This is a genomic window from Pseudomonas putida, assembly GCF_009883635.2.
In the GTDB taxonomy this organism is placed as follows: Bacteria; Pseudomonadota; Gammaproteobacteria; order Pseudomonadales; family Pseudomonadaceae; genus Aquipseudomonas; species Aquipseudomonas putida_W.
The window spans coordinates 3,563,088-3,586,687 of record NZ_CP026115.2 but is presented as its reverse complement, the minus strand read 5'-3'; the positions used below and the strand labels follow the sequence as shown (position 1 = coordinate 3,586,687).

The window sequence follows — 23,600 nt, the reverse complement described above, 5'->3', positions numbered from 1 at the left end:
CACGCTCTGTAGTGCGCCGCAGAGTGACCGCCGTTCTCCCCGTATCCGCGTTGCTACGGGCGGGAAGCGTACCTGGCAAGGTGGGGTGGATGACGCCACCTGTGCTGCAGGAATCGGCTGTCTGGTTTCTTCATACCGCAAAAACCATGACCGAAAAAAGCATTTTTACGAGATTTTGAAGTTTATTTTTCCGATTGACGAAGAGCGCTTGGCGGCAACCCCAGACGGGACTACAGTCAAAAGTCATACCCTCTATTCGCGATACGCGTAATCACGGCAGCCTTCCCAGCCGATGCCGCTCTGCGCCGTGTTGTGCAGCAACCACTCGACCGCCGGCTGCGCCTTGGGCAGGCTGTCATGGAACTGGATCACCCCCTTGCGCCATAGCAGCATCAAGGTCAGCACCCGCTGGGCCGAAGCGTCGGCAGTCAGCGGGCCATCATCCTGAGCGTCGATATCCCATAGCGAAACCCGTAGCTGCTGGCTGGCCATGAACGCTTCGCCGTCGGCCCGGCGCTGGCCGTAGGGCGGGCGGAACAGCGGCACGTATTGCGCTGGCAGGTCGGCCTGGACCCGCGCCTGGGCGCGCTTGATCGAGTCCTGCCAGCCCTGCCACTGGGCGTGGGAGCGATATTCCCACCCCTGGATGCCCACGCATTGGCCGGCGTAGAGTTGGGCCAGCGCATTGGCCGCGCCGGTATCGCGCCGCTGCTGCAGGCGATTGCCCAAGACAAAGAAGGTGCCCTGCAGCTTCTGCTTGCGCAGGTATTCGGTGAGCGCATCGGTGCTACCGCCATCGGGCCCCGGGCCACCGACGAAGGTCAACAGGAACATGCGGTCGTTCAGTTCATCGCCATTGCGCTCGCGGCTGGAGAGGCGCTCGACCTCGCTGCTGGTCTGTGGCAGCAACGCGGCCTTGCGCAGTTGCTCATCCAGATAACGCACATGAAACTGATGGCTGGGCTCGACCCAACCGGTGTAGAACGTGCCGACATCGGTAGCGAATGTCGCTGCCCTGGTGCGCAAGTCAGCCATGGAATCGAGCAAATAGCAGAACGAGGCGTCCTGCTCGCAACTGCGCTGGGCCTGCTGGTAGCCCTGCCACAACCGCTGCCACATCTGCGCGCGCACGGCGCGAACCTTCTGCAGGTTGATCTGCCGCAGCCCCAAGCGCGCAGCCAAGGCGCCATCGTCGAGCAGCTCGCTTTCATGCAGCACCTGGGCGAAAGACAGGATCTCGGCCCGCGAGGCGACGTCGAACAGCACCGGGCTGTCCAGCTGCTCGGGCCACTGGCTGCGGTCCAGGCTGGCCGAGGGCATGGGGGCGGCCTGGGCGGCCAGGCTCAACAAGGTGGCCAGCAAGGCCCCGGCAATGCGCACGATCGGTCTCTCCGTGACAGCCAAAACGCGCACTATAGCGCCTGCTTTGGAGATGGTCTGTGACTATTGTCGCCATAGTTTGGCGTTACCCGCCGCGATCCGTAGAATTCACCGCAACGATTCCAGGAGCCGACCCGATGCTGACGGTGATTTCCCCCGCCAAGACCCTCGACTACGACACCGCGCCGGTGACCGAGCGCTTCACCCTGCCGCAATACCTGGACGATTCCCAGGAACTGATCCGGCAGCTGCGCGACCTGTCGCCGGCGCAGATCAGCGAGCTGATGCACCTGTCCGACAAGCTCGCCGGCCTCAATGCCGCGCGCTTCGGCAGTTGGACCCCGGACTTCACCCCGGCCAACGCCAAGCAGGCGCTGCTGGCGTTCAAAGGTGATGTGTACACCGGCCTGGATGCCGAAACCCTCGGCGAGGACGATTTCAGCTATGCCCAGGATCACCTGCGCATGCTCTCCGGCCTGTACGGCCTGCTGCGCCCGCTCGACCTGATGCAGCCCTACCGCCTGGAAATGGGCACCAAGCTGGCCAACGCCCGCGGCAAGGACCTGTATGCCTTCTGGGGCACGCGTATCAGTGAATGGCTGAACCAGGCGCTGGCAGACCAGGGCGACGACCTGCTGCTGAACCTGGCCAGCAACGAATACTTCAGCGCGGTGAAACGCAGCGCGCTCAAGGGCCGGGTGATCAACGTCGACTTCAAGGACCTGAAGAACGGCCAGTACAAGATCATCAGCTTCTACGCCAAGAAGGCTCGCGGCATGATGAGCCGCTTCGTGATTCAGGAGCGGGTCAACGACCCGGAGCAGCTCAAGCGCTTCGACGTGCAGGGCTACTACTACAGTGCCGAGCAGTCGAAGGCCGATCATCTGGTATTTCTGCGCGATCATCCAGCCGACTGATCGATGCCGGAGCCGCCTGGCGGCTCCGGCGGTATCAGCACGTAACCACTCTCCAGCCCCTGAACTTCGACACCCTGCACCCCGGTCGAACCTGGCGTGACAGGCACTTTATGCGGTGCCTGGCCTTCGTCGGCCCGAAACAGCACATAGGTGCGCCCGGCCTCGTCCACCTGCAACGCCTGAGCAGGCACCACCATCGCCTGCTCCTGGCGCTGAAGCAACAGCGCCAACTGCGCGCTCATGCCCAGGCGCAAGCCCAGTTGCAGGGCCGTAGCCGGCAAATCCACACTGACTCTCAGGTCGTACCAGGCCTCCTGCCCCGTGTCGTCTCTTGCTTGCATGGCAATCCGGTCGATGCGGCCTGCAAACTGCCGCCCCGCGATGACGGCCTCGACCTGCATGCCTTCACGCACCTTGGCCAGATCGTGCTCCTCCAGCCTGGCCACCACCTGCAAGCGCTCCAGATCGACCAGGGTCAACAACGGCATGCCCTGGCTCACTGCTTGCCCGACATGCACCTGCCGGCCAGCGGGGCCGGCATCCGTACTCACGGGCAAGAGCACGCCGGTGAAAGGCGCCTCGATCACCTGCTGCTCACGCATTCTGGTCAAGACCTGCCAGCGCGCTTGCGCATTGGCCAGCTCCATTTCCGCAATCAGCAACGCATCGCCCTGCCCCCGCGCACGCGTCAACAGCAACTCCTGTTCAGCATCCAGCAATGCCTGACGCTGCGTCTGGCGCAGTTGTTCGAGGCTGGCGACTTCCATACGGGCGACGATGCCACGCTCGAACAGACGCCGCGTGTCCTGCAGGCTCGCCTGGGTGGCTGCCACCGCGGCGCGGGCCGCTCTTACAGCGCGCAAGCCTCGCGCCACCTGCGGGCCGCTTTCCCAGGTACGCAACTGCAGAAGCTGCTCCTGCGCCTTGAGGCGCTCGGTTCGGGCCTGGCGTAGCTGGATGTCAAGCTGAGCAGTCTCGAGGCTGATCAAGGGCTGGCCCGCTTCAACGCGCTGTCCATCCTGGGCGGGTATTGCAGCCACCACACCATCGAACGGTGCGCTCAATGTCACCTGGCGGGCCGCCTGAAGCCTGCCCACCAACCCCAGACGGCTTTCCAGCAAATGCGGTTCGACACGCAACCACGTCTGCTCGGGGGGCTGAACTGCGCTGGGCCAGATCATCATCGCCAATGCGCCACACATCACCGCGACGGCCAGCCAACAGCCCCGCTTAATCATTGAGGGCCACCTCCCAGTTGGCCAAGGTGGTCCCCACGACCTGATCGAGGATGACTTGCGCATCCAGGTACGCGATCGTCGCTTCAAGCTGCGTGCTTTGCGTCTGACGCAGATCATTCTCGAAACTGAGCACCTGAAAATTGCTCGAGCGCCCTGCCGCGAGCTTTTGCTGTTCGATTTCCAGCTTGCGCCGGGTCAGGGCCAGCGCACGCCCGGCGATCTCCAGTTGCCGCCAGCGGACCTGGAGGTCGCGTATTGCCGTACTCACCTCGCGCTGAAGCTGCTGACGGGATTCGGCCAGGCGCAAGCGCTGGTTCTCCACCTCGACCTTGGCCCGCACCTGCGCCTGGCGGCGGCTCAGGTCACCGATCGGTATCTCCAGCTCCAGCCCCAGGTAGTGCTCCCACGTCGCCTCACTGCCGGGGCGCTCCCGGGTCTGGCTGGCCCCGCCGATCAATGACAGATCCCACCATTGCGCGTTGCTTGCGACCTGCAACTCGATGGCCGCCTGTTCGGCCGCCAGCCGCTGCATCAGAAACGCTGGCTGCAGCGCTTCTGCCTTGGCCTGGGCCTGCTCGGTGCTCACCTGCTGATGCTCGGCCAGCAGCCTTTCTGCGGCCCGTAGCGGTGTCGAAAGATCCAAGGCCAGCAATTGCGCCAGGGCCACGCGGCTATGCTGCAGCTGGTTGCGGCTGCCTTCGAGGGCCAGCTCCTGGCTGGCGACCTCGGCTTCTGCCTGCACGACTTCGAAGGCTGCCATGCGCCCGGCAGCGATCAACGCGCGGTTCACCTCCACCAGCTGACGGGAACGCGACAGGCCATCTTCGGCAATATGCAGTTGTTCCTGCGCACGTAGCAGGTCGCGGTACGACAGCAGGGTCCGGGTAATGACCTGGGCCACGTTGTCGGCGAGCGTCAGGCGGTTCGACTGTTCCGCCAGGTAAGCCTGGCGCAGCGGCGCGCTGGCGATGTCCCTCCCGGCGCCGCGCAGCAATGGCTGGACGATCATCAGGCTGGCGCCATCCCGATACCGGCGCCCCGCCGCATCGCCTTGTGTATGCCCATAATCCCACTCCAGGTTGAGGCGCGTACCGTACTGGGTCAGCAGGCTGGCGCTCGGGGCCAGCTGCGCCTCCCGGTAGCGATCGGCATGATTACGATTGCCCAGGTAGCGGGCCTTGAGCGACAGCTGCGGGGCGAACCGGTCATGGGCCACGCGCAGGTCGAACTTTTGCGCGACACGCTCAAGGTAGGCACTGCGGATCGCCCGGTTTTCGCGCAGGGCCAGGGCAACGGCATCGGCCAGGTCGATATCCACAGGTTCACCGTTCAACGCCGACAAGGCACTCACCGAGCCACCCTGCTGCGAGGTCGGCCGCGAGGGCTGCAAAGCGCTGTCGGCCAGGCCGAACAGGGGCAGTGACCAGGCGCAGGTCATCGCCAGCCACTTACTCATCACGCAAGGCGACGACAGGCTGAAGCCGCGCCGCAGACAGGGCGGGCTGCAAACCGAAGAACAACCCCAGGGTCAGTGATACGCCCATGCTCGCCGGAAGCGACCTTGCATCGAGCGCAAGATCCCACCCTGAAACCCGGGCGAACAACCACGCGGCCGCCAGGCCAAGCACTGCGCCCAGCAGCGCTCCGGCCACCGACAACAGCAGCGCCTCAAGCAGGAACTGCCAGGCGATATCGCGACCGCGCGCGCCCAAGGCCATGCGCACCCCGATTTCGCGTCGGCGCTGGGTCACGTTCATCACCATCACATTCATCACCCCGACACCCCCCAGTAGCAGGGCAACGGCGGCGGTGCCGGCCAGCAGCCCGGTCATTACCCGTGACTGGCCGGCCATGCCTTCGAGCATCTGCCTGGGTAACTGGACATCCACGTCATGCTGCGTGAGCCTGGCGCGCAGATGGCGTTCAAATGAACGTGCAGCCTGGGTGAGGGTTGAAGCATCGACCCCTTTCGCGATCAGCGTTGCAACCTCGGGTACCGGGCTCAAGCGGCGCATGCCTGGCAAAGGCATCAGAACGCTATCGTCGAAATTGACCGGCAACATCGGGTTGTAGCCACGTGGCGCGAGCACACCGACCACATCGAACAGATAGCTACCCAATTGCACGCGGTCACCCGGCCTCACCTGCAACCGCGCCGCCAGCGAAGCCCCCAGCAGCACATGCGCGGCCTGGTCATCGTAAGCAGACAGCGAGCGGCCCCGGGCCACCGGAAGGTCGATGACCTCGAACAGCTGTGCAGTGCTGCCTGCCACCATCGTCTCGATGCTTCCCCCGTTGAACTGCACGGCGAACACCCCAGCTGCCAAGGGGGCCACAGCTCGGATGCCCGGCGGCAACTCGAAAGGTTGCAGACGCACGGGCACGCCGCCTTCGACCGTGGCTTTCAGGTTGACGACCAGCAACTCGCTACCCAGCCCCTGGAACAATTGCCGGGCATATTGTGCTGCGCTGTGGCCGATATTCATGAGGGCCACCAGTGCGGCACAGCCGACTGCGATGCCAAACAGCGCAAGCCAGGCCCGGGCGCCCAGCTGCCGAACGCTGAACAGGGCCTCACTGAAGCGTTGCGGCCAGCTTGGGCCGTAGGCGGCTTCAGGCATCGAATACGCCACCGTTGCGAACCAGCAGGCACCGGTCCATGCACTGCGCCATGGCCGGGTCGTGCGTCACCATCAGCAGCGTCATGAACTGCTCACGGTTCAACGTCGTGAGCAGCTCGATGATGTCCTGCGCCGTGTCACCATCCAGGTTGCCTGTGGGCTCATCGGCCAGCAGAATCCGTGGTTCCGTAACCAGAGCCCTGGCAATTGCCACTCGCTGCCGCTGGCCGCCGGAGAGGTCGGCCGGGCGATACTTCGCACGAGGCTCCAGGCCGACTTTCTCCAACTGGACCTTGGCGATCTGCCGAGCCGAAGCCAGGCGGATGCCGCGGTAGCTCAACGGCAGCGCAACATTGTCCAGCACGGACAGCCGGGGCAGCAGGTTGAAGCTCTGGAACACGAAACCAAGCAGGCGATTACGGGTAACAGCACGCTGATCGGCATCGGCTTGGGCCACCTCACTCCCATCCAGTACCAGGCTCCCGTGACACGGCTGGTCAAGGAGACCGATCAGATTGAGCAGCGTGCTTTTGCCAGAGCCGGATGCACCGACGATGGCGCAGGATTGGCCTGTGGGGAGGGAAAACGATACGTCCTGGAGCACGGCTTCACCTCCCAGCCAACGTGTGACACCGTGCAGGGAAATGATCGAGCTCATCCCTTGTTGCCCCCCTTACCAGTGGCATCAGAGGTGGGATCAAACGGCATTGAGGACGAGGTTTCTTCCGTTTTCCATTGTTTGGCAATCAGGTCGATCAATGACATATCGAATGCTTCGCCCTCTTCACGGTAGCGAGAGAGCATCATTCTGTAATCCATCTCCCAATTACCCAAAATCTGCGCCTCTTCCATCGCCGGAAGCGCTCTGTAATATTCGATAATCTCGCGTATGCCTTGTTCTATTCCTCCTGTTCGCTGGCGTTCACCTTCCATTTTCCGGGTTATGTAAACTGACCACTCCGATCGTCGACCTGCCAATTCCAATCGCGCAGCTCGTCGTTCATTTACAGTAAAGTCACCGCCCTCATCATATGTAATCAAACTTAGTTGTTCTGAGGACAAACCCGTAAATGGATTGGGACCTCGGCCATTCGCGAAGTCGGTGGCTTGCTGAGCCCGCGCCAACAATTCCCTATCATCGGTGTCGGGCAAAAAGTTATCGTAAGATAACTTGTTAAATGAGTAGCTGGCTCCCGTCAGCTTTTCCAGCAAGCGTGCAGCCAATGCCGACAGTTCGCTACGAGAAAGCTGACTGTCTCTAATTGCCGCGCGTTGCGCTGCAGCACTGAGCTGCCGAGAAAGGCTCGAAAGCTCCGAATTCTCTGGCATGCGGTCACTTTCAAGCACTTCGACCTGTGGCGCTTTGTCAACGCTCGGGGCTCGCCTGACCGGCAGAGTCTCAGTTGCTTGTGCTTTTGCGAGAACCGTATTTTGTGGAAGTTGCATATACCACCTCACCCGAAAATAACCGCCGCCCAGCAGCAACACGCAGTCCATTCAGACGCGTGCTACCGCCCAATCCAATTCAGCAAAATTACTTCATGGTGAATTCAACTGACCATGAGTAGTCGGCATTGGTACGCGTAATGTTCGCGGTGCAAGTAGCACCTCCACTCGGTGTCGCAGTCTTAGTCCACTGCGGTTGTTTGATTCCTCCTGGTAAAACTTTCATCTGGAAGGTCGTCCCAAACGCACAAGTCTTACCACCTAGCGTATAACGTACCATTGCTGCATTGACGTCAGGGCTTACAACACGCTGTACATCAAACGTGGTCTGCATCTTCGTCGCTACTTTATTGGACGGCTTCGGAGTTGCTATCTGGTACGTGCTGCTTTCGTTGGAGGTCACCATTTTCAGTACGGCGTCCTGCCCGCCGAGATTCTTGAACGTCACATTGACGTTCGGCCCAGCCTGCACCATGCCAGCAAGCAGCAGCGATACCCCGCCGATCAGAACCTGTGTTGTCTTCTTCATAAGCTTTCTCTCGCCTCTTCCATGTGATTGATGGATGAGACGCCCGCGGTGGCCAGTGGCCCGAGGTTGCCCAAGACGCTCCTTCGTACATGAACAGCTCCACAGAGCGTCCAAAGGGGGTAACGGCAGTCGCCGGCAAAGCCTTAGCTTTCGTGAGGCCATTGTGTGTTACCGGATATGTGCCAGCTAGGGCCCCAACGGAGAGCGATTGCAAAAAGCCTTCAAGTCAATATTCAGGCGCCAAAACATCGACGATCACCCTTCTATCGCCAAACGTCATAAGACCGTTCGTGCTTTTTTGACGAATTTTGAAAAATATTTTTGCATGGTGGCATAACAACACCGCGCTTCAGTCTGGTCCTTTATAACCGGGGGTGAAACTGTGACGTGCTATCAAATTGAAAGTATTTGCCACTGAAAAATTATTTAGAAATCTTTCATCGAAGCGGAACCCGCTCAGGAACTTCTCCTGCGACCTATCGCTCATAGTGCCGTAACGAATTTCCTGCCCCTGGGCTGTGAGAGATGACTTACAGATGACAACCGGCAGGTATCACTACCCGCTTCGATAATCTGGCAAGTGCAACGGGAAACCCCGAAGGCACTGCCCACCGAGGAGTAACGCGCCCTTTTAAACTCGTCCTAGTGGTTGATTTCAAAGGATTTTTCCACTTGAAAGAACAAGCACAGCAAAGCACTCAGTAGCGCTTTGCAATAAAGACGGCTGCATTACAGGGCACGCCTTTTAAATACTGGCTTTATGACTGCCAACTTTTAGTGCACAACTTTGTGCGCGACGGATTTATTCATGCCTGCGCTCGGCGAAGTGAGCTTTCGCCATGGATCCGTGCGCCCGAAAACTGTTGTTAATCAACCCAGTCCGGCTCTTCCCGGAAGAGCTGGCGTGATAAACACATGAGGTGATAGCGATGCGTATCAGCATCTTTGGTTTGGGTTATGTGGGTGCGGTCTGTGCAGGCTGCCTGACGGCACGAGGCCATGACGTGATTGGTGTGGACGTGTCCAAGACCAAGATCGACCTGATCAATCAGGGCAAGTCGCCCATCGTCGAGCCTGGCCTGGAAGAACTGCTGCAACAAGGCATCGCCAACGGCCGCCTGCGTGGCACCACCGACTTCGCCGAGGCCATCCGCGCCAGCGACGTGTCGATGATCTGCGTCGGTACCCCAAGCAAGAAGAACGGCGACCTGGGCCTGGAATACATCGAGTCGGTGTGCCGCGAAATCGGCTACGTCCTGCGTGACACCGAGCGCCGCCACACCATCGTGGTGCGCAGCACCGTGCTGCCGGGCACCGTGAAGAACGTGGTGATCCCGATTCTCGAGGATTGTTCGGGCAAGAAGGCCGGCGTCGACTTCGGCGTTGCCGTCAACCCGGAATTCCTGCGTGAAAGTACCGCGATCAAAGACTACGACCACCCACCGATGACCGTCATCGGTGAACTGGACAGCGCCAGCGGCGACGTGCTGCAAGCCCTGTACGAAGAACTCGACGCACCGGTCATCCGCAAGCCGATCGAAGTGGCCGAGATGATCAAGTACACCTGCAACGTGTGGCATGCCACCAAGGTCACCTTCGCCAACGAAATCGGCAACATCGCCAAAGCCGTGGGCGTCGATGGCCGTGACGTGATGGACGTGGTCTGCCAGGACAAGGTGCTGAACCTGTCGCAGTACTACATGCGCCCTGGCTTCGCCTTCGGCGGCTCGTGCCTGCCCAAGGACGTACGCGCCCTCACCTACCGCGCCGCCTCCCTGGATGTGCGTGCACCGCTGCTCGACTCGCTGATGCGCAGCAACGAATCCCAGGTGCAGAACGCTTTCGAACTGATCGAAGCCCACGACAAGCGCAGGATCGCCCTGCTCGGCCTGAGCTTCAAGGCCGGCACCGATGACCTGCGTGAGAGCCCACTGGTGGAACTGGCCGAGCGCCTGATCGGCAAGGGCTACCAGCTGGATATCTACGACGAGAACGTCGAGTACGCCCGCGTCCATGGGGCGAACAAGGAATACATCGAGTCGAAGATCCCGCACGTCTCGTCGCTGCTCAACGCCGACTTCGAGAAGGTCATCGCCAACGCCGACATCATCGTCCTGGGCAACCGTGACGAGCAGTTCCGCGCCCTTGCCGAGCAAGCGCCGGCCGGCAAGCAGGTGATCGACCTGGTCGGCTTCATGGGCAAGCCGACCTGCACCACCAGCCGTACCGAAGGCATCTGCTGGTAAGTGCTCGGCCGGGCAGCGGGGTGCTCTTGCAAGAGCGGCACCTGCGCTGCCCACCCTTTCCCGAATTCTCGACGGATGCTGAACATGCAAAGGCTCCAGACTGTGCTGTTGCAGTGCGCCGGGTGGCTGCTCTACATGAGCCTGCTCATGTTGATCGCCCTGGCCCTGCCAGCCGATATCTTCGACTCGCAGTCGAAGCACTTCATCTTCCTGGTCGGCGCAGTCGGCATCTGGCGCTACTCCATGGGCGCCACCCATTTCATCCGCGGCATGATCTTCCTCTACGGCGTCTACCCGTACCTGCGCCGCAAAGTTCAGAAGATGGGCGATGCCGCCGCGCCGTCGCACGTGTACCTGATGGTCACCAGCTTCCGCATCGAAGCGCTGACCACCGCCCAGGTGTACAGCTCGGTAATCCGCGAGGCGATCGAATGCGGCTACCCCACCACCGTGGTCTGCTCGCTGGTGGAAATGTCCGATGAACTGCTGGTGAAGAGCCTGTGGGCCCGCTACAACCCGCCCGCCCACGTCACACTGGACATCGTGCGCATCGCCGGTACCGGCAAGCGCGACGGCCTTGCCTATGGCTTCCGCGCCATCTCGCGGATGCTGCCGGACGAGAACGCCGTGGTCGCGGTAATCGACGGTGACACCGTGCTCGGCGAAGGCGTGGTGCGCAAGACCGTGCCGTGGTTCAAGCTGTTCCCCAATGTCGGCGGCCTGACCACCAACGAATTCTGCGAAGTGCGCGGCGGCTACATCATGAGCGAGTGGCACAAGCTGCGCTTCGCCCAGCGCCACATCAACATGTGCTCCATGGCCCTGTCCAAGCGCGTGCTGACCATGACCGGGCGCATGTCGATGTTCCGCGCCAGCGTGGTGACCAACCCCGAGTTCATCGCCGACGTCGAAAGCGACTCACTGATGCACTGGCGCCTGGGCCGCTTCAAGTTCCTCACCGGTGACGACAAGTCCAGCTGGTTCAGCCTGATGCGCCTGGGGTACGACACCTTCTACGTGCCGGATGCCGCGATCAACACGGTCGAGCACCCGCCAGAGAAGAGCTTCCTCAAGGCCAGCCGCAAGCTGATGTACCGCTGGTACGGCAACAACCTGCGGCAGAACTCCCGTGCCCTGGGCCTTGGCCTGCGCCGCCTGGGCCTGTTCACCAGCATCGTGCTGTTCGACCAGCGCGTGTCGATGTGGACCAGCCTGCTCGGCCTGACCGTGGCGGTGATCGCCAGCCTCAAGTTCGGCATGGCGTTCCTGCTGGTGTACCTGCTGTGGATCGGCATCACCCGCCTGATCCTCACCATCATGCTGCTGTGCTCCGGCCACAACGTAGGCCCGGCCTACCCGCTGATTCTCTATTACAACCAGATCGTCGGCGCGCTGATGAAGATCTACGTGTTCTTCCGCCTCGACAAGCAGTCCTGGACCCGCCAACCGACTGCCCTCAAGCGTGACCTCGCCAGTTTTCAACAATGGTTCAACACCTGGTCCTCGCGGACCATGACCTTCTCGGCTGCCAGCATCTTCGTCGCTGTGCTGTTCATGGTCGTGTGAGCCCAACCCGGATCGGAACTAACAGGAACAAACCCAGATGAATACCGCCGTGAACGTCAACGTCGTGCATGAGTCCGAAGCCCAGCGCCAACACGCACGGGTGCGCATCCCAGCCAAGCTGCGCTTCCTCGACAAAGAGCGCCAGGCCCACGATGTGAAGGTCGACGACCTCTCCGCCGGTGGCCTGAGCTTCCACACCAAACAGCCACTGTCGGTCGGTGAAGTGCTGCGCGGTCGCCTGCAGTTCACGGTCGACAACCTCGGCCTGTCGATGGACATCGAGTTCCAGGTGCGCGGCTACAACAGCGGCAGCGGCCGTACCGGTGCGCAGTTCCAGAACCTCGAACCGCGCGACATCGCCACCCTGCGCCACATCATCACCACCCACCTGTCGGGTGAGCTGATCACCGTCGGCGACGTGCTCAGCACCCTGCAACGGGACAACTTCACCAAGGCCCGCAAACAGAAGGACGGCGGTTCCGGCCTGTCCGCCTTCGGCCGCCTCAAGGCGGTGACCGTGACCCTTGGCGTGTTCGTGGTCGGCGTGGCCGCGTTCGGCTTCGTCGCCAAGTCGCTGTACGGCATGTACTTCGTCAGCCATGCCGAAGCCGGCGTGGTTGCCGTGCCGACCACCACCGTCACCATGCCGCGCGACGGTACCGTCAACAGCCTGGCCGAAACCGGTGGGCAGATCGTCAAAGGCGCGCCGCTGGCCAGCTTCACCACCAGCATGCTGGACATGCTCAAGGGCAACCTGGACGACTCGCAGCTGGAACCGGCGAAGATCGAGGAGCTGTTCGGCAAGCAGCTCTCCGGCACCCTCACCAGCCCTTGCGATTGCGTGGTCGCCCGCCAGCTGGTGGACGACGGCCAGTACGCCGCCAAGGGCCAGCCGATCTTCCAGCTGGTGCCGCGCACCACCACCCCGATGGTCGAGGCACGCTTCAGCTACCGCCAGTTCGACGAGGTCAAGCCAGGCACCCGGGTCAACTTCCAGGTGGCCGGCGAAGACGACGTGCGCACCGGCCAGATCGTCAGCAGCGCCAGCCTCAACAGCGAGGACCTGGCCTCCGACATCCGCGTGCAGATCAAGCCCGACAGCGCCATGCCGGCCGAACTCGCCGGCCGCCCGGCCGCGGTCAACAGCGACCGTGGCCCTTCGCTGAACTGGCTGATCGACAAAGCCGTGGCCCGTGGTCTGTAAGAGGATCCCGTGATGATTACCCATAAGAAAAGCGCAAGCCTGGGCCTCTGTGCCCTGGCTGCGGCGGTCGCCCTGGCCGGCTGTGCGGGCCTGCCCGACCAGCGCCTGGCCAACGAAGCCCTCAAGCGCGGCGACACCGCGCTGGCCGAGCGCAACTACAAGGCCCTGGCCGATCTGGGTTACAGCGACGCGCAAGTGGGCCTGGCCGACATCAAGGTGTCCACCCGTGACCCGGCGAAAATCCGCGAAGCCGAAGCCACCTACCGCGCTGCCGCCGCCACCTCGCCCCGTGCCCAGGCACGCCTCGGCCGCTTGCTGGTGGCCAAGCCCGACAGCACTCAGGCCGAGCGTGAAGAAGCCGAAACCCTGCTCAAGCTCGCCGCCCAGCAAGGTGAAGGCAATACCCTGATCCCGCTGGCGATGCTCTACCTGACATACCCGCAAAGCTTCCCCAAGGTCAACGCCCAGCAGCAGATCGACCAGTGGCGCGCCGCCGGCAACCCGGAAGCGGGCCTGGCCCAGGTGCTGCTGTACCGCACCCAGGGCACCTACGACCAGCACCTGGGTGACGTCGAGAAAATCTGCAAGGCCGCCCTTAACTCCACCGACATCTGCTACGTCGAGCTGGCCACCGTGTACCAGAAGCGCGGCCAGGCCGATCAACAGGCCGCCCTGCTCGGCCAGCTGAAATCCGCCTATGCCCGTGGCGCGGTGCCTGCAACCCGGGTCGACAGCGTCGCCCGCGTACTGGCTGACCGCAGCCTCGGCCAGACCGACGAGAAAACCGCCAAAGACCTGCTCGAGCAGGTCGCCCCGGCCAACCCGGCGTCCTGGGTCAGCCTGGCGCAGCTGCTGTACGACTTCCCCGAGCTGGGCGACACCGACCAGTTGATGGCCTACATCGACAAGGGCCGCGAAGCCGAACAGCCACGCGCCGAGCTACTGCTGGGCCGCCTGTACTACGAAGGCAAGACCTTGCCCGCCGATGCGGTCAAGGCCGAGCAACACCTGCAGGCCGCCGCCGATGCCGGCGAAATCAGCGCCCATTACTACCTCGGCCAGCTGTACCGCCGCGGCTACCTGGGCAAGGTCGAGCCGCAAAAAGCCGTCGACCACCTGCTCGCTGCGGCCCGTGGTGGCCAGAACAGCGCCGACTACGCCCTCGCCCAGCTGTTCAGCGAAGGCCATGGCATTCGACCGCAACCGGGCAACGCCTGGGTGTTCGCCCAACTGTCCCAGGCCAACCCGACGCCACAGTCCAGCGAAATGCTGCAACAGCTCGACCAGCAACTTACGCCTGACCAACGCAGCCAGGCGCAGAGCCTGCTGGCGCAGGAAAAGCAGGCCCGCGGCAGCATGGTTCAGGGCGCCAACAGCACCCTGGCCCTGGAAGCCCTGCAAGACGATGAAAAAGAAGTAGACGGTGAGGACTCGCTATGACGCTCAATCCCTTCGTGAAAGCCGGTATCGGCCTGAGCTTCGCACTGCTGTGGTCCTGCCCGACCCTGGCGGACATGACCGCCCAGAAGAACTTCGGCCTGGATGTGAAGATTACCGGCCAATCGGAAGACGACCGTGACCTCGGCACCCGCTCCGGCGGCGACGTCAACGGCCTGGGCCTCGACCTGCGCCCGTGGGTCTACGGCGAACGCGGCAACTGGAGCGCCTACGCCATGGGCCAGGCGGTTGCGGCCACCGACACCATCGAAACCGATACCCTGCGCCAGAACGACGACGGCACCACCACCGACACTGGCGACGACAGCCGCAAGCCGGACAAGAGCTACCTGGCCATGCGCGAGTTCTGGGTTGGCTACAGCGGCCTCACCGCCTACCCGGGCGAGCAACTGCGCCTCGGCCGCCAGCGCCTGCGCAGCGACGACGGCATGTGGCGCGACACCAACATCGAAGCGCTGAACTGGACCTTCGACACCACCCTGCTCAAGGCCGACCTGGGCGTGGCCCAGCGCTTCAGCGAGTACCGCACCGACCTCACCGAGCTGGCCCCTGAAGACAAGGACCGCACCCACATCTACGGCAACGTGGCCACGCAGTGGACCCCTGGCCACTGGGTGGGTGTACGCGCCCATCACACCCATGACAGCGGTAGCCTGAAGAACCCGGGCGAGACCGTCGATGCGCTGGACAAGACCCGCACCGGCGACCTCACCTGGCTGGGCCTGGAAGCCAACAGCGACGCCTACAACTGGCGCAACGACCACACCGTCAACTACTGGGGCAGCGTCACCTGGCTGACCGGTGACCGCGACAAGCTCAGCACCCAGCTGGTCGGTGACGATCAGGTCGCCACCGGCAAGCAGAGCGGCGACGTCAATGCCTGGGCCACTGACCTCGGCATCCGCCTGCGCCTGGACCCGCAATGGCAGGTCGGTGCGGCCTATGCCCGCGGCAGCGGCGGCGGTGGCGACGACGGTTCGAACAACTTCGAGCAGACCGGCCTTGAGAGCAACCGCTCCAACTTCACCGGCACCCGATCGCGCGTACACCGCTTCGGCGAAGCCTTCCGCGGCGAGCTGGGCAACCTGCAGGCGGCCACCCTGTTCGCCTCCTGGCAACTGCGCGACGACTATGACGCCAGCCTCATCTACCACAAGTTCTGGCGTGTCGACGGCAACCAGAATATCGGTTCCAGCGGCATCAATGCGGTGGTCGATGACAACGGCGTGAACCGCCAGCTGGTCGACGGCGAAAAAGACCTCGGCCAGGAAATGGACGTGGTCGTCACCAAGTACTTCAAGCAAGGCCTGCTGCCGGCCTCGATGAGCCAGGCGATCGACGAGCCTTCCGCCCTGGTGCGCCTGCGCGCCGGTGTGTTCAAGCCGGGCGATGCCTACGGCAAGGAAGCGGACTCGTACATGCACCGCGCCTTCGTCGACGTGATCTGGCGCTTCTGAGGCCGGGAGACCCCTGATGAACCTTCACCCGCACATCCGTCACAGCCTCCTGGCCAGCGCTTTGCTGCTGGCCAGCGGCTTGGCCACCGCCGCAGAACCCCAGGTGATCGCCAAAGAGCTGCAGCAGGCCAAGACCTACACCGTGGCCAGCGCACCGATCGAGCCGCTGCAGATGGACCCGCCGAAGCTGCCCGACCTGACCGGCTACACCGCCGCAGCGGTGCAGAAGAAGATCGACCGCCGCCACAAGGGCAGGGTCAGCGTGCGCCGCATGTTCCAGGAGGACACCCTCAAGGAGTTCGTCGGCGGCGACAACAAGGCCGCCGAGTGGGTGCAGCGCCAGCATGGCATTCCCCAGGCGATCTTCATCGACGACGGCCATGTCGACCTGGTCGAGCTGAGCAAGAAGGTGCCCAAGCAGTACCTCAGCGAAGTCGAGCCGGGCGTGTATCTGGCGCGCCTGCCGATCGTGGTCGGGCAGAAGGGCATTCTCGAGATCGATGGCAAGGTCAAGCAGCTGCGCCTGTCCCAGGAAGGCGGCGCGTTCCTGGTCAACGACGGCAAGCTGTTCGTCACCGACACTCAGGTGACCGGCTGGCGCGAGAAGGACAACGGCCCGGCGACCTTCCGCTCGCCCAAGGAATTCCGCCCGTTCCTGCTGTCGTGGGGCGGTACCGAGACCTACATCGTCAACACGAAGATGGCCAGCTTCGGCTATGCCAAGTCCAAGTCGTACGGCGTGAGCATTTCGCAGTACACACCGAACATGTCCCAGCGCATGGGCCGCCCGGAACCGACCGGCTGGATCATCGGCTCGACCTTCAGCGACATGTGGTACGGCTTCTACTGCTACGAGACCTCCGACTTCGTGGTCAAGGACAACACCTACCACGACAACATCGTCTACGGAATCGACCCGCACGACCGTTCGCACCGCCTGATCATCGCCGGCAACACCGTGTACGGGACCAAGAAGAAGCACGGCATCATCGTGTCGCGTGAGGTCAACGACAGCTGGATCATCAACAACAAGAGCTACGACAACAAGCTCTCGGGCGTGGTGATCGACCGTAACAGCGTCAACAACCTGGTGGCCTACAACGAGATCTACCGCAACCACACCGACGGCATCACCCTGTACGAGAGCGGCGACAACCTGATCTGGGGCAACAAGCTGATCAACAACCGTCGCCACGGCATCCGCGTGCGCAACAGCGTGAACATCCGCCTGTACGAGAACATCGCCATGGCCAACGGCCTGGTCGGTGTGTACGGGCACATCAAGGACCTGTCCGACACCGACCGCGATATCGCCCTCGACCCGTTCGATACCAAGGTGTCGCTGATCGTGGTCGGCGGCGAGCTGGCAGCCAACGGTTCCGGCCCGCTGTCGATCGACTCGCCGCTGTCGGTCGAGCTGTACAAGGTGTCCATGCTCGCCCCGCGCAAAGCCAGCGGCATCAGCCTCAACGGCATCCTCGGCGAGCGCCAGGACGAAATTCTCGACCTGCTGGTGCGCCAGCAGAAGGCCGTGCTGATCGACCCGGTCGAACGCCAGACCGAAATGATCGATTAAGGAAGCCCAGACCATGACTCCACACCTGATGAAACTGCTGGGCCTGTCCGCCGCCCTCCTGGCCATCAGCCAGGGCGTGCGCGCCGATGAGGTGAAGGCCCCGACCTTCACCGCCGAGCCTTGCTGCCAGCTGTGCCCCGAGGCGCACGACGCCAGCCGTTACACCACCCGCTACCAGCAGAACTTCACCACGCTGGTGCAGGCCCAGGGCGATTGGCTGTTCCGCACCCGCGAAGACCTGCGCACCGAGTTCAACACTACCCCAGCCGGCTACAAGCGCCTGCAGCAGGTGCACGACGCGTTCAAGAAGCGCGGTGTGGAACTGGTCGTGGTCTACCAGCCGACCCGTGGCCTGGTGAACCGCAACATGCTCAAGCCCGAAGAGAAAGCCGCCTTCGACTACCAGAAGGCGCTGGGCAACTACCAGGCCATGCTCAAGCGCTTCGCCAGCATGGGCTACAACGTGCCGGACCTGTCGCCGCTGACCAACGAGCAGCTGGCCGCCGCCGACCAGGGCAAGGATTTCTACTTCCGCGGTGACCAGCACTGGACGCCGTACGGCGCCGAGCGAGCAGCGAAAATCGTGGCCGACACCGTGCACAAGATGCCGGCCTTCGAAGGCATCCCGCGCAAGGAATTCGAAACCCACAAGTCCGGGCGCATGGGCAAGACCGGCACCCTGCACAACGTCGCCGGCCAGCTCTGCGGCACCAGCTACGCGGTGCAGTACATGGACCAGTTCGCCACCGAGCCAAAAGGCTCGACCGGTGGCGGCGACGACCTGTTCGGTGACGGCGGCAACGCCCAGATCACCCTGGTCGGCACCAGCCACAGTGGCAAGAACTACAACTTCAGCGGCTTCCTCGAGCAGTACATCGGCGCCGATGTGCTCAACGTTGCCTTCCCCGGTGGCGGCCTGGAAGGCTCGATGATCCAGTACCTGGGCAGCGAGGAATTCCAGAAGAACCCACCGAAAATCCTCATCTGGGAATTCTCGCCGCTGTACCGCCTGGACCAGGAAACCATCTGGCGGCAGATCCTCGGCCTGCTCGACGACGGCTGCGACGATCGCCCGGCGCTGATGAGCGCCAGCACCACGCTCAAACCCGGCAAGAACGAGCTGATGGTCAATGGCAAGGGCGGTGTGATCAAGGACCTGATCAACCGCAACATGCAGATGGACGTCAAGTTCGAGGACCCGTCAGTCAAGGTTCTGCAGGCAACCCTGTGGTACCTCAATGGCCGCCACGAAGACATCAAGCTGGAAAAACCGGAAACCTCCGACACCGACGGCCGCTTCGTCTTCCAGATGCGTGAAGACGAGGACTGGGCCAGCCAGAGCCTGCTGGCTTTTGAAATCCAGGGCCCGGAAAAAGGCACTCAGAAAGTCGAAGCCAAGCTCTGCAAACGCAACAACTTCGCCGTGCCCGCGCAGACCGCGCAGGCCGGCCAGTGAGGCGATCATGACCATGCTCAAGCGAATCTTCAGCCCCGCCCTGCTCACCCTCGCCATGTTCGGCGGCGCCGCGCATGCCGCGCTGGTGCCCCCGCAGGGTTACTACGAGGGCATCGAGAAACTCAAGACCAGCGACGGCAACTTCCGCTGCGAGCCGGCACCCAAGCCGTACACCGGGGCGTTGCAGTTCCGCAGCAAGTATGAAGGCTCGGACAAGGCCCGGGCGACGCTCAACGTCGCCTCGGAAAAAGCCTTCCGCAAGTCCACCGAAGACATCACCACCCTCGAGAAGGGCGTGAGCAAGATGGTCGGCCAGTACATGCGTGACGGCCGCCCGGCGCAGCTCGACTGCACCCTGGCCTGGCTCGGTAGCTGGGCACGTGCGGGTGCGCTGCTGTCCACCGACTACAACCACACCGGCAAGTCCATGCGCAAATGGGCGCTGGGCAGCATGAGCGGCTCGTGGCTGCGCCTGAAGTTCTCCAACTCGCAACCGCTGGCTGCGCACCAGGCCGAGGCAGAGCTGATCGAGAAGTGGTTCGCCCGCCTCGCCGAGCAGACCGTGCGCGACTGGAGCGACCTGCCGCTGGCGAAGATCAACAACCACAGCTACTGGGCGGCCTGGTCGGTGATGGCCACCGCCGTGGCCACCGACCGCCGCGACTTGTTCGACTGGGCCGTGAAGGAATACAAGATCGGCGCCAACCAGGTGGACGATCAGGGCTTTTTGCCCAACGAGATCAAGCGCAAGCAGCGCGCCCTGGCTTATCACAACTACGCCTTGCCGCCGCTGGCGATGATCGCCAGCTTCGCCCAGGTCAATGGCGTGGACCTGCGCGCCGAGAACAACTTCGCTCTGCAACGTCTGGGCGAAGGCGTGCTGGCCGGTGCCCGCGACCCAAGCCACTTCAAGGAGCGCGCGGGTGAGAAGCAGGACCTGACCGACCTCAAGGTCGACAGCAAGTACTCCTGGCTCGAACCCTGGTGTGCGCTCTATCACTGCGTTGGCGACACCCTGCAGCGCAAGCAGCACATGCAGCCGTTCAACAGTTTCAGGCTCGGCGGCGACATGACCCGGGTCTACGACCCGAGCGCGGAATCGAAGAAATAACGCGCCCCGACGGGGGCTAGGTCCCCCCACCTTTTGCGTGGGGGGTTTGGGGGGCGCTTTGCCCCGGATGCTGTGAACAATTAGGAGAACCGGGATGGTCTTCTCGTCCAACGTGTTCCTGTTCCTGTTCTTGCCGGTCTTCCTCGGCCTGTACTACTTGAGCGGGCAACGCTATCGCAACCTGCTGCTGCTGGTCGCCAGCTACATCTTCTACGCCTGGTGGCGGGTCGACTTCCTCGCCCTGTTCGCTGGCGTGACCCTGTGGAACTACTGGATCGGCCTGAAAGTCGGCGCCGCCGGCGTGCGCACCAAACCGGCCCAGCGCTGGCTGCTGCTCGGCGTGGGCGTGGACCTGGCGATCCTCGGCTACTTCAAGTACGCCAACTTCGGCGTCGACAGCCTCAACGCGATCATCACCTCGTTCGGCCTGGAGCCGTTCATCCTCACTCACGTACTGCTGCCGATCGGTATCTCGTTCTACATCTTCGAGTCGATCAGCTACATCATCGACGTGTACCGCGGCGACACCCCGGCCACCCGCAACCTCATCGACTTCGCGGCGTTCGTGGCGATCTTCCCGCACCTGATCGCCGGCCCCGTGCTGCGCTTCAAGGACCTGGTCGACCAGTTCAACAACCGCACCCACACCCTGGACAAGTTCTCCGAAGGCTGCACCCGCTTCATGCAGGGCTTCATCAAGAAAGTGTTCATCGCCGACACCCTGGCGGTGGTCGCCGACCATTGCTTCGCCCTGCAGAACCCGACCACCGGCGACGCCTGGCTCGGTGCCCTGGCCTACACCGCGCAGCTGTACTTCGACTTCAGCGGCTACAGCGACATGGCCATCGGCCTGGGCTTGATGATGGGCTTCCGCTTCATGGAGAACTTCAAGCAGCCGTACATCAGCCAGTCGATCACCGAGTTCTGGCGGCGCTGGCACATCAGCCTGTCGACCTGGCTGCGTGACTACCTGTACATCACCCTGGGCGGCAACCGCAAAGGCACCTTCAACACCTACCGCAACCTGTTCCTGACCATGCTGCTGGGCGGCCTGTGGCACGGTGCCAACTTCACCTACATCATCTGGGGCGCCTGGCACGGCATGTGGCTGGCGATCGAGCGGGCGCTGGGCATCGACACCAACCCGCAGCGCTTCAACCCGGTCAAGTGGGCCTTCACCTTCCTGCTGGTAGTGGTCGGCTGGGTGATCTTCCGAGCCGAAAACCTGCACGTCGCCGCCCGCATGTACGGCGCCATGTTCAGCTTCGGCGAGTGGCAGCTGTCGGAACTCAACCGCGCCCAGCTCACCGGCCTGCAGGTGGCGACCCTGGTGATCGCCTACCTCACCCTGGCGTTCTTCGGCCTTCGCGATTTCTTCCGCAATGCCAAGCCGACGCCCAAGGCCACCCCAGTGCAAGTCAACGCCGACGGCTCGATCGGCCTGGACTGGACGCGGCTGATGACCCGCGCCCTGATCCTGCTGCTGTTCGTGGCCTCGATTCTCAAGCTTTCGGCGCAGAGCTACTCGCCGTTCCTGTACTTCCAGTTCTGAGGTGGATGACATGACCCGGACATTACGCGTCACCTATTCCCTGTCGTTCCTCGGCCTGCTGGTGGGCATGGGCGCCTGGTCCACCGGTGGCTTCGAGAGCTTCCACCGTACCGAGCAGATGACCCTGCTCAACGGCAAGCTGGCCAAGGCCGCCGAGACCCACTACGACGACCAGTTCCCGATCAAGCGCCTGGGCACCAACCTCTGGGCCGCACTGGACTTCAAGCTGTTCAACGAAGGCCGCCCGGGCGTGGTGCTGGGCCGCGACCAATGGCTGTTCAGCGACGAAGAGTTCAAGCCCACCGCTGGCGCCGAACAGCTGATGCAGGACAACCTGGCACTGATCCGTGGCGTGCGCGACACCTTGCAGAAGCACGGCAGCCAGTTGGTGCTGGCGATCATCCCGGCCAAGGCGCGGGTGTACTCCGAGTACATCGGCAAGGAGCAACCGGCCAGCCTGCATGACGACCTGTACAACCAATTCCATGCCCAGGCGCGCCAGGCCAACGTGTTCGCCCCCGACCTGATGGCAGCACTGGAACAGGCCAAGGCCCGTGGCCAGGTATTCCTGCGCACTGACACCCACTGGACGCCGATGGGCGCCGAAGTGGCGGCACAGGCGCTGGCCGAAGCGGTCAGCCGCCAGAGCCTGCTCAACGGCGACCCGCAGACCTTCATCACCGAAGCCGGCAACACCGCCCCGTACAAGGGTGACCTGACCAACTTCCTGCCCCTGGACCCGCTGTTCAGCAACCTGCTGCCGACCCCGGACAACCTGCAACAGCGCAGCACTCGCCCTGTAACGCCCGAAGGAGAAGGCGGCGACGCCCTGTTCGCCGACGCCCAGATCCCGGTCGCCCTGGTGGGCACCAGCTATAGCGCCAACCCGCACTGGAACTTCCTCGGCGCGCTGCAACAGGCGCTGCACAGCGACGTCGCCAACTACGCCGAAGACGGCCACGGCCCGCTGCTGCCGATGCTCAAGTTCCTGCAAAGCGATGCCTTCAAGAACGCCGCGCCACAAGTTGTGGTGTGGGAATTCCCCGAACGTTATCTGCCCATGACCAACGACCTCAGCAGCTTCGACCCGCAGTGGATCGCGCAACTGAAGAACTCCCGTAAATCCGAAGAAAACCTGGCCTTGTCGTCCACCCGGACGAATCACTGATCGATAGAGAGGAAATGCACATGACTACCAAGACTTCCATTGCCAAAGCCCTCACCCTCGCGGCCGGCCTTTCCCTTGCTTCCATGCAGGCCTTTGCCGGTGCCGACGCCGCGCTGTACGGCCCGAGCGCACCGAAAGGCTCGACCTTCGTGCGCCTGTACAACGCCGCCAGTGCCCCGGCTGCGGCCAGCGTCGGCAACACCCAGATCAAGCAGGTTGGCGCCCAGGCCAGCAGCGACTTCAGCTTCCTGCCGGGCGGTGACTACACCGCCCAGGTCGGCGGCAAGAGCGTCCCGGTGAAGCTGGCCGCGGACAAGTACTACACCCTGGTCAACAGCACCAGCGGCAGCCCGCAGCTGATCGAAGAACCACCGTTCAAGAACAAGCAGAAAGCCCTGGTGCGCGTGCAGAACCTCAGCGACCAGGCAGTGACCCTGAAGACCGCCGACGGCAAGACCGAAGTGGTGCCATCGGTGGCCACCAAGGGCCGTGGCGAACGCGAAATCAATCCGGTCAAGGTCAACCTGGCCCTGTTCGAAGGCAACAAGAAAGTCAGCGACCTGAAACCGGTCGCCCTGGAGCGTGGCGAAGCGGCCGTGCTGTACGTAACGGGTTCCGGCAGCAACTTGTCGCCGGTGTGGGTAACTCGCCCCGTGGCTAGCAACTGATCCCCCT

19 protein-coding genes are annotated in these 23,600 nt (G+C 63.0%); 12 read left to right on the top strand and 7 right to left on the bottom strand.

What is annotated here, in order from left to right:
- Nucleotides 1–252: 252 nt before the first annotated feature.
- On the bottom strand, nt 253–1,380 hold the full coding sequence (locus C2H86_RS16345; RefSeq protein WP_159408944.1) for a polysaccharide deacetylase family protein: 1,128 nt from the start codon (nt 1,378–1,380) through the stop codon (nt 253–255).
- Between the two features lie 137 nt (nt 1,381–1,517).
- Between C2H86_RS16345 and yaaA the strand changes: the two genes are divergently transcribed.
- Complete coding sequence (yaaA, locus tag C2H86_RS16340) at nt 1,518–2,297, top strand: peroxide stress protein YaaA (RefSeq protein ID WP_159408943.1); 780 nt, start codon at nt 1,518–1,520, stop codon at nt 2,295–2,297.
- Here yaaA and C2H86_RS16335 read toward each other — a convergent pair.
- Genes C2H86_RS16335 through C2H86_RS16310 form a run of 6 tightly spaced genes read right to left on the bottom strand, consistent with a single transcriptional unit; the run spans nt 2,282 to nt 8,131 of the window.
- Nucleotides 2,282–3,535, bottom strand: a complete 1,254-nt coding sequence (locus tag C2H86_RS16335; RefSeq protein ID WP_159408942.1) for an efflux RND transporter periplasmic adaptor subunit — start codon at nt 3,533–3,535, stop codon at nt 2,282–2,284. The genes yaaA and C2H86_RS16335 overlap by 16 nt on opposite strands.
- Complete coding sequence (locus C2H86_RS16330) at nt 3,528–4,991, bottom strand: TolC family protein (RefSeq protein WP_159408941.1); 1,464 nt, start codon at nt 4,989–4,991, stop codon at nt 3,528–3,530. Before C2H86_RS16330 ends, C2H86_RS16335 begins: the two co-directional genes overlap by 8 nt.
- The gene (locus C2H86_RS16325) at nt 4,984–6,156 is read right to left on the bottom strand and encodes an ABC transporter permease (protein WP_159408940.1); all 1,173 of its coding nucleotides are present in this window, start codon (nt 6,154–6,156) and stop codon (nt 4,984–4,986) included. The genes C2H86_RS16330 and C2H86_RS16325 overlap by 8 nt, the downstream gene beginning before the upstream one ends.
- The gene (locus tag C2H86_RS16320; RefSeq protein ID WP_159408939.1) at nt 6,149–6,814 is read right to left on the bottom strand and encodes an ABC transporter ATP-binding protein; all 666 of its coding nucleotides are present in this window, start codon (nt 6,812–6,814) and stop codon (nt 6,149–6,151) included. The genes C2H86_RS16325 and C2H86_RS16320 overlap by 8 nt, the downstream gene beginning before the upstream one ends.
- The gene (locus C2H86_RS16315) at nt 6,811–7,653 is read right to left on the bottom strand and encodes a hypothetical protein (RefSeq protein WP_159408938.1); all 843 of its coding nucleotides are present in this window, start codon (nt 7,651–7,653) and stop codon (nt 6,811–6,813) included. The genes C2H86_RS16320 and C2H86_RS16315 overlap by 4 nt, the downstream gene beginning before the upstream one ends.
- 37 nt (nt 7,654–7,690) lie before the next feature.
- Complete coding sequence (locus C2H86_RS16310) at nt 7,691–8,131, bottom strand: hypothetical protein (protein WP_159408937.1); 441 nt, start codon at nt 8,129–8,131, stop codon at nt 7,691–7,693.
- Between the two features lie 929 nt (nt 8,132–9,060).
- On the opposite strand from C2H86_RS16310, the gene C2H86_RS16305 reads away from it, so the two are divergent.
- The 11 genes from C2H86_RS16305 to C2H86_RS16255 all read left to right on the top strand — a co-directional run bounded on the left by C2H86_RS16305 (nt 9,061) and on the right by C2H86_RS16255 (nt 23,593).
- Complete coding sequence (locus tag C2H86_RS16305) at nt 9,061–10,377, top strand: nucleotide sugar dehydrogenase (protein ID WP_159408936.1); 1,317 nt, start codon at nt 9,061–9,063, stop codon at nt 10,375–10,377.
- A gap of 84 nt (nt 10,378–10,461) precedes the next feature.
- Nucleotides 10,462–11,943 carry a glycosyltransferase family 2 protein gene (locus C2H86_RS16300; RefSeq protein WP_205524551.1) on the top strand — a complete coding sequence of 494 codons (1,482 nt, stop codon included), beginning with the start codon at nt 10,462–10,464 and terminating at the stop codon, nt 11,941–11,943.
- 37 nt (nt 11,944–11,980) lie between these two features.
- Nucleotides 11,981–13,147 carry an alginate biosynthesis protein Alg44 gene (locus C2H86_RS16295; protein ID WP_159408934.1) on the top strand — a complete coding sequence of 389 codons (1,167 nt, stop codon included), beginning with the start codon at nt 11,981–11,983 and terminating at the stop codon, nt 13,145–13,147.
- Nucleotides 13,148–13,159: 12 nt separating this feature from the next.
- Complete coding sequence (gene algK / locus C2H86_RS16290) at nt 13,160–14,587, top strand: alginate biosynthesis TPR repeat lipoprotein AlgK (RefSeq protein WP_159408933.1); 1,428 nt, start codon at nt 13,160–13,162, stop codon at nt 14,585–14,587.
- Nucleotides 14,584–16,062, top strand: coding sequence for an alginate export family protein (locus tag C2H86_RS16285; protein WP_159408932.1), 1,479 nt, complete (start codon nt 14,584–14,586; stop codon nt 16,060–16,062). The genes algK and C2H86_RS16285 overlap by 4 nt, the downstream gene beginning before the upstream one ends.
- 16 nt (nt 16,063–16,078) lie before the next feature.
- Complete coding sequence (gene algG / locus C2H86_RS16280) at nt 16,079–17,638, top strand: mannuronan 5-epimerase AlgG (RefSeq protein ID WP_159408931.1); 1,560 nt, start codon at nt 16,079–16,081, stop codon at nt 17,636–17,638.
- A gap of 13 nt (nt 17,639–17,651) precedes the next feature.
- Nucleotides 17,652–19,094, top strand: a complete 1,443-nt coding sequence (locus tag C2H86_RS16275) for an alginate O-acetyltransferase (RefSeq protein WP_159408930.1) — start codon at nt 17,652–17,654, stop codon at nt 19,092–19,094.
- 7 nt (nt 19,095–19,101) lie between these two features.
- A complete protein-coding gene (locus tag C2H86_RS16270) occupies nt 19,102–20,205 on the top strand; it encodes a mannuronate-specific alginate lyase (protein ID WP_159408929.1) in 1,104 nt (367 codons plus the stop codon).
- A gap of 94 nt (nt 20,206–20,299) precedes the next feature.
- Entirely contained in the window at nt 20,300–21,757 is a 1,458-nt protein-coding gene (locus C2H86_RS16265) for an MBOAT family O-acyltransferase (RefSeq protein ID WP_159408928.1), read from the top strand.
- 10 nt (nt 21,758–21,767) lie between these two features.
- On the top strand, nt 21,768–22,925 hold the full coding sequence (locus tag C2H86_RS16260; protein WP_159408927.1) for an alginate O-acetyltransferase: 1,158 nt from the start codon (nt 21,768–21,770) through the stop codon (nt 22,923–22,925).
- 20 nt (nt 22,926–22,945) lie between these two features.
- Nucleotides 22,946–23,593 (top strand): alginate O-acetyltransferase AlgF, encoded by a 648-nt coding sequence (locus C2H86_RS16255; protein ID WP_103449137.1) that lies wholly within the window; start codon nt 22,946–22,948, stop codon nt 23,591–23,593.
- Nucleotides 23,594–23,600 lie beyond the last annotated feature (7 nt).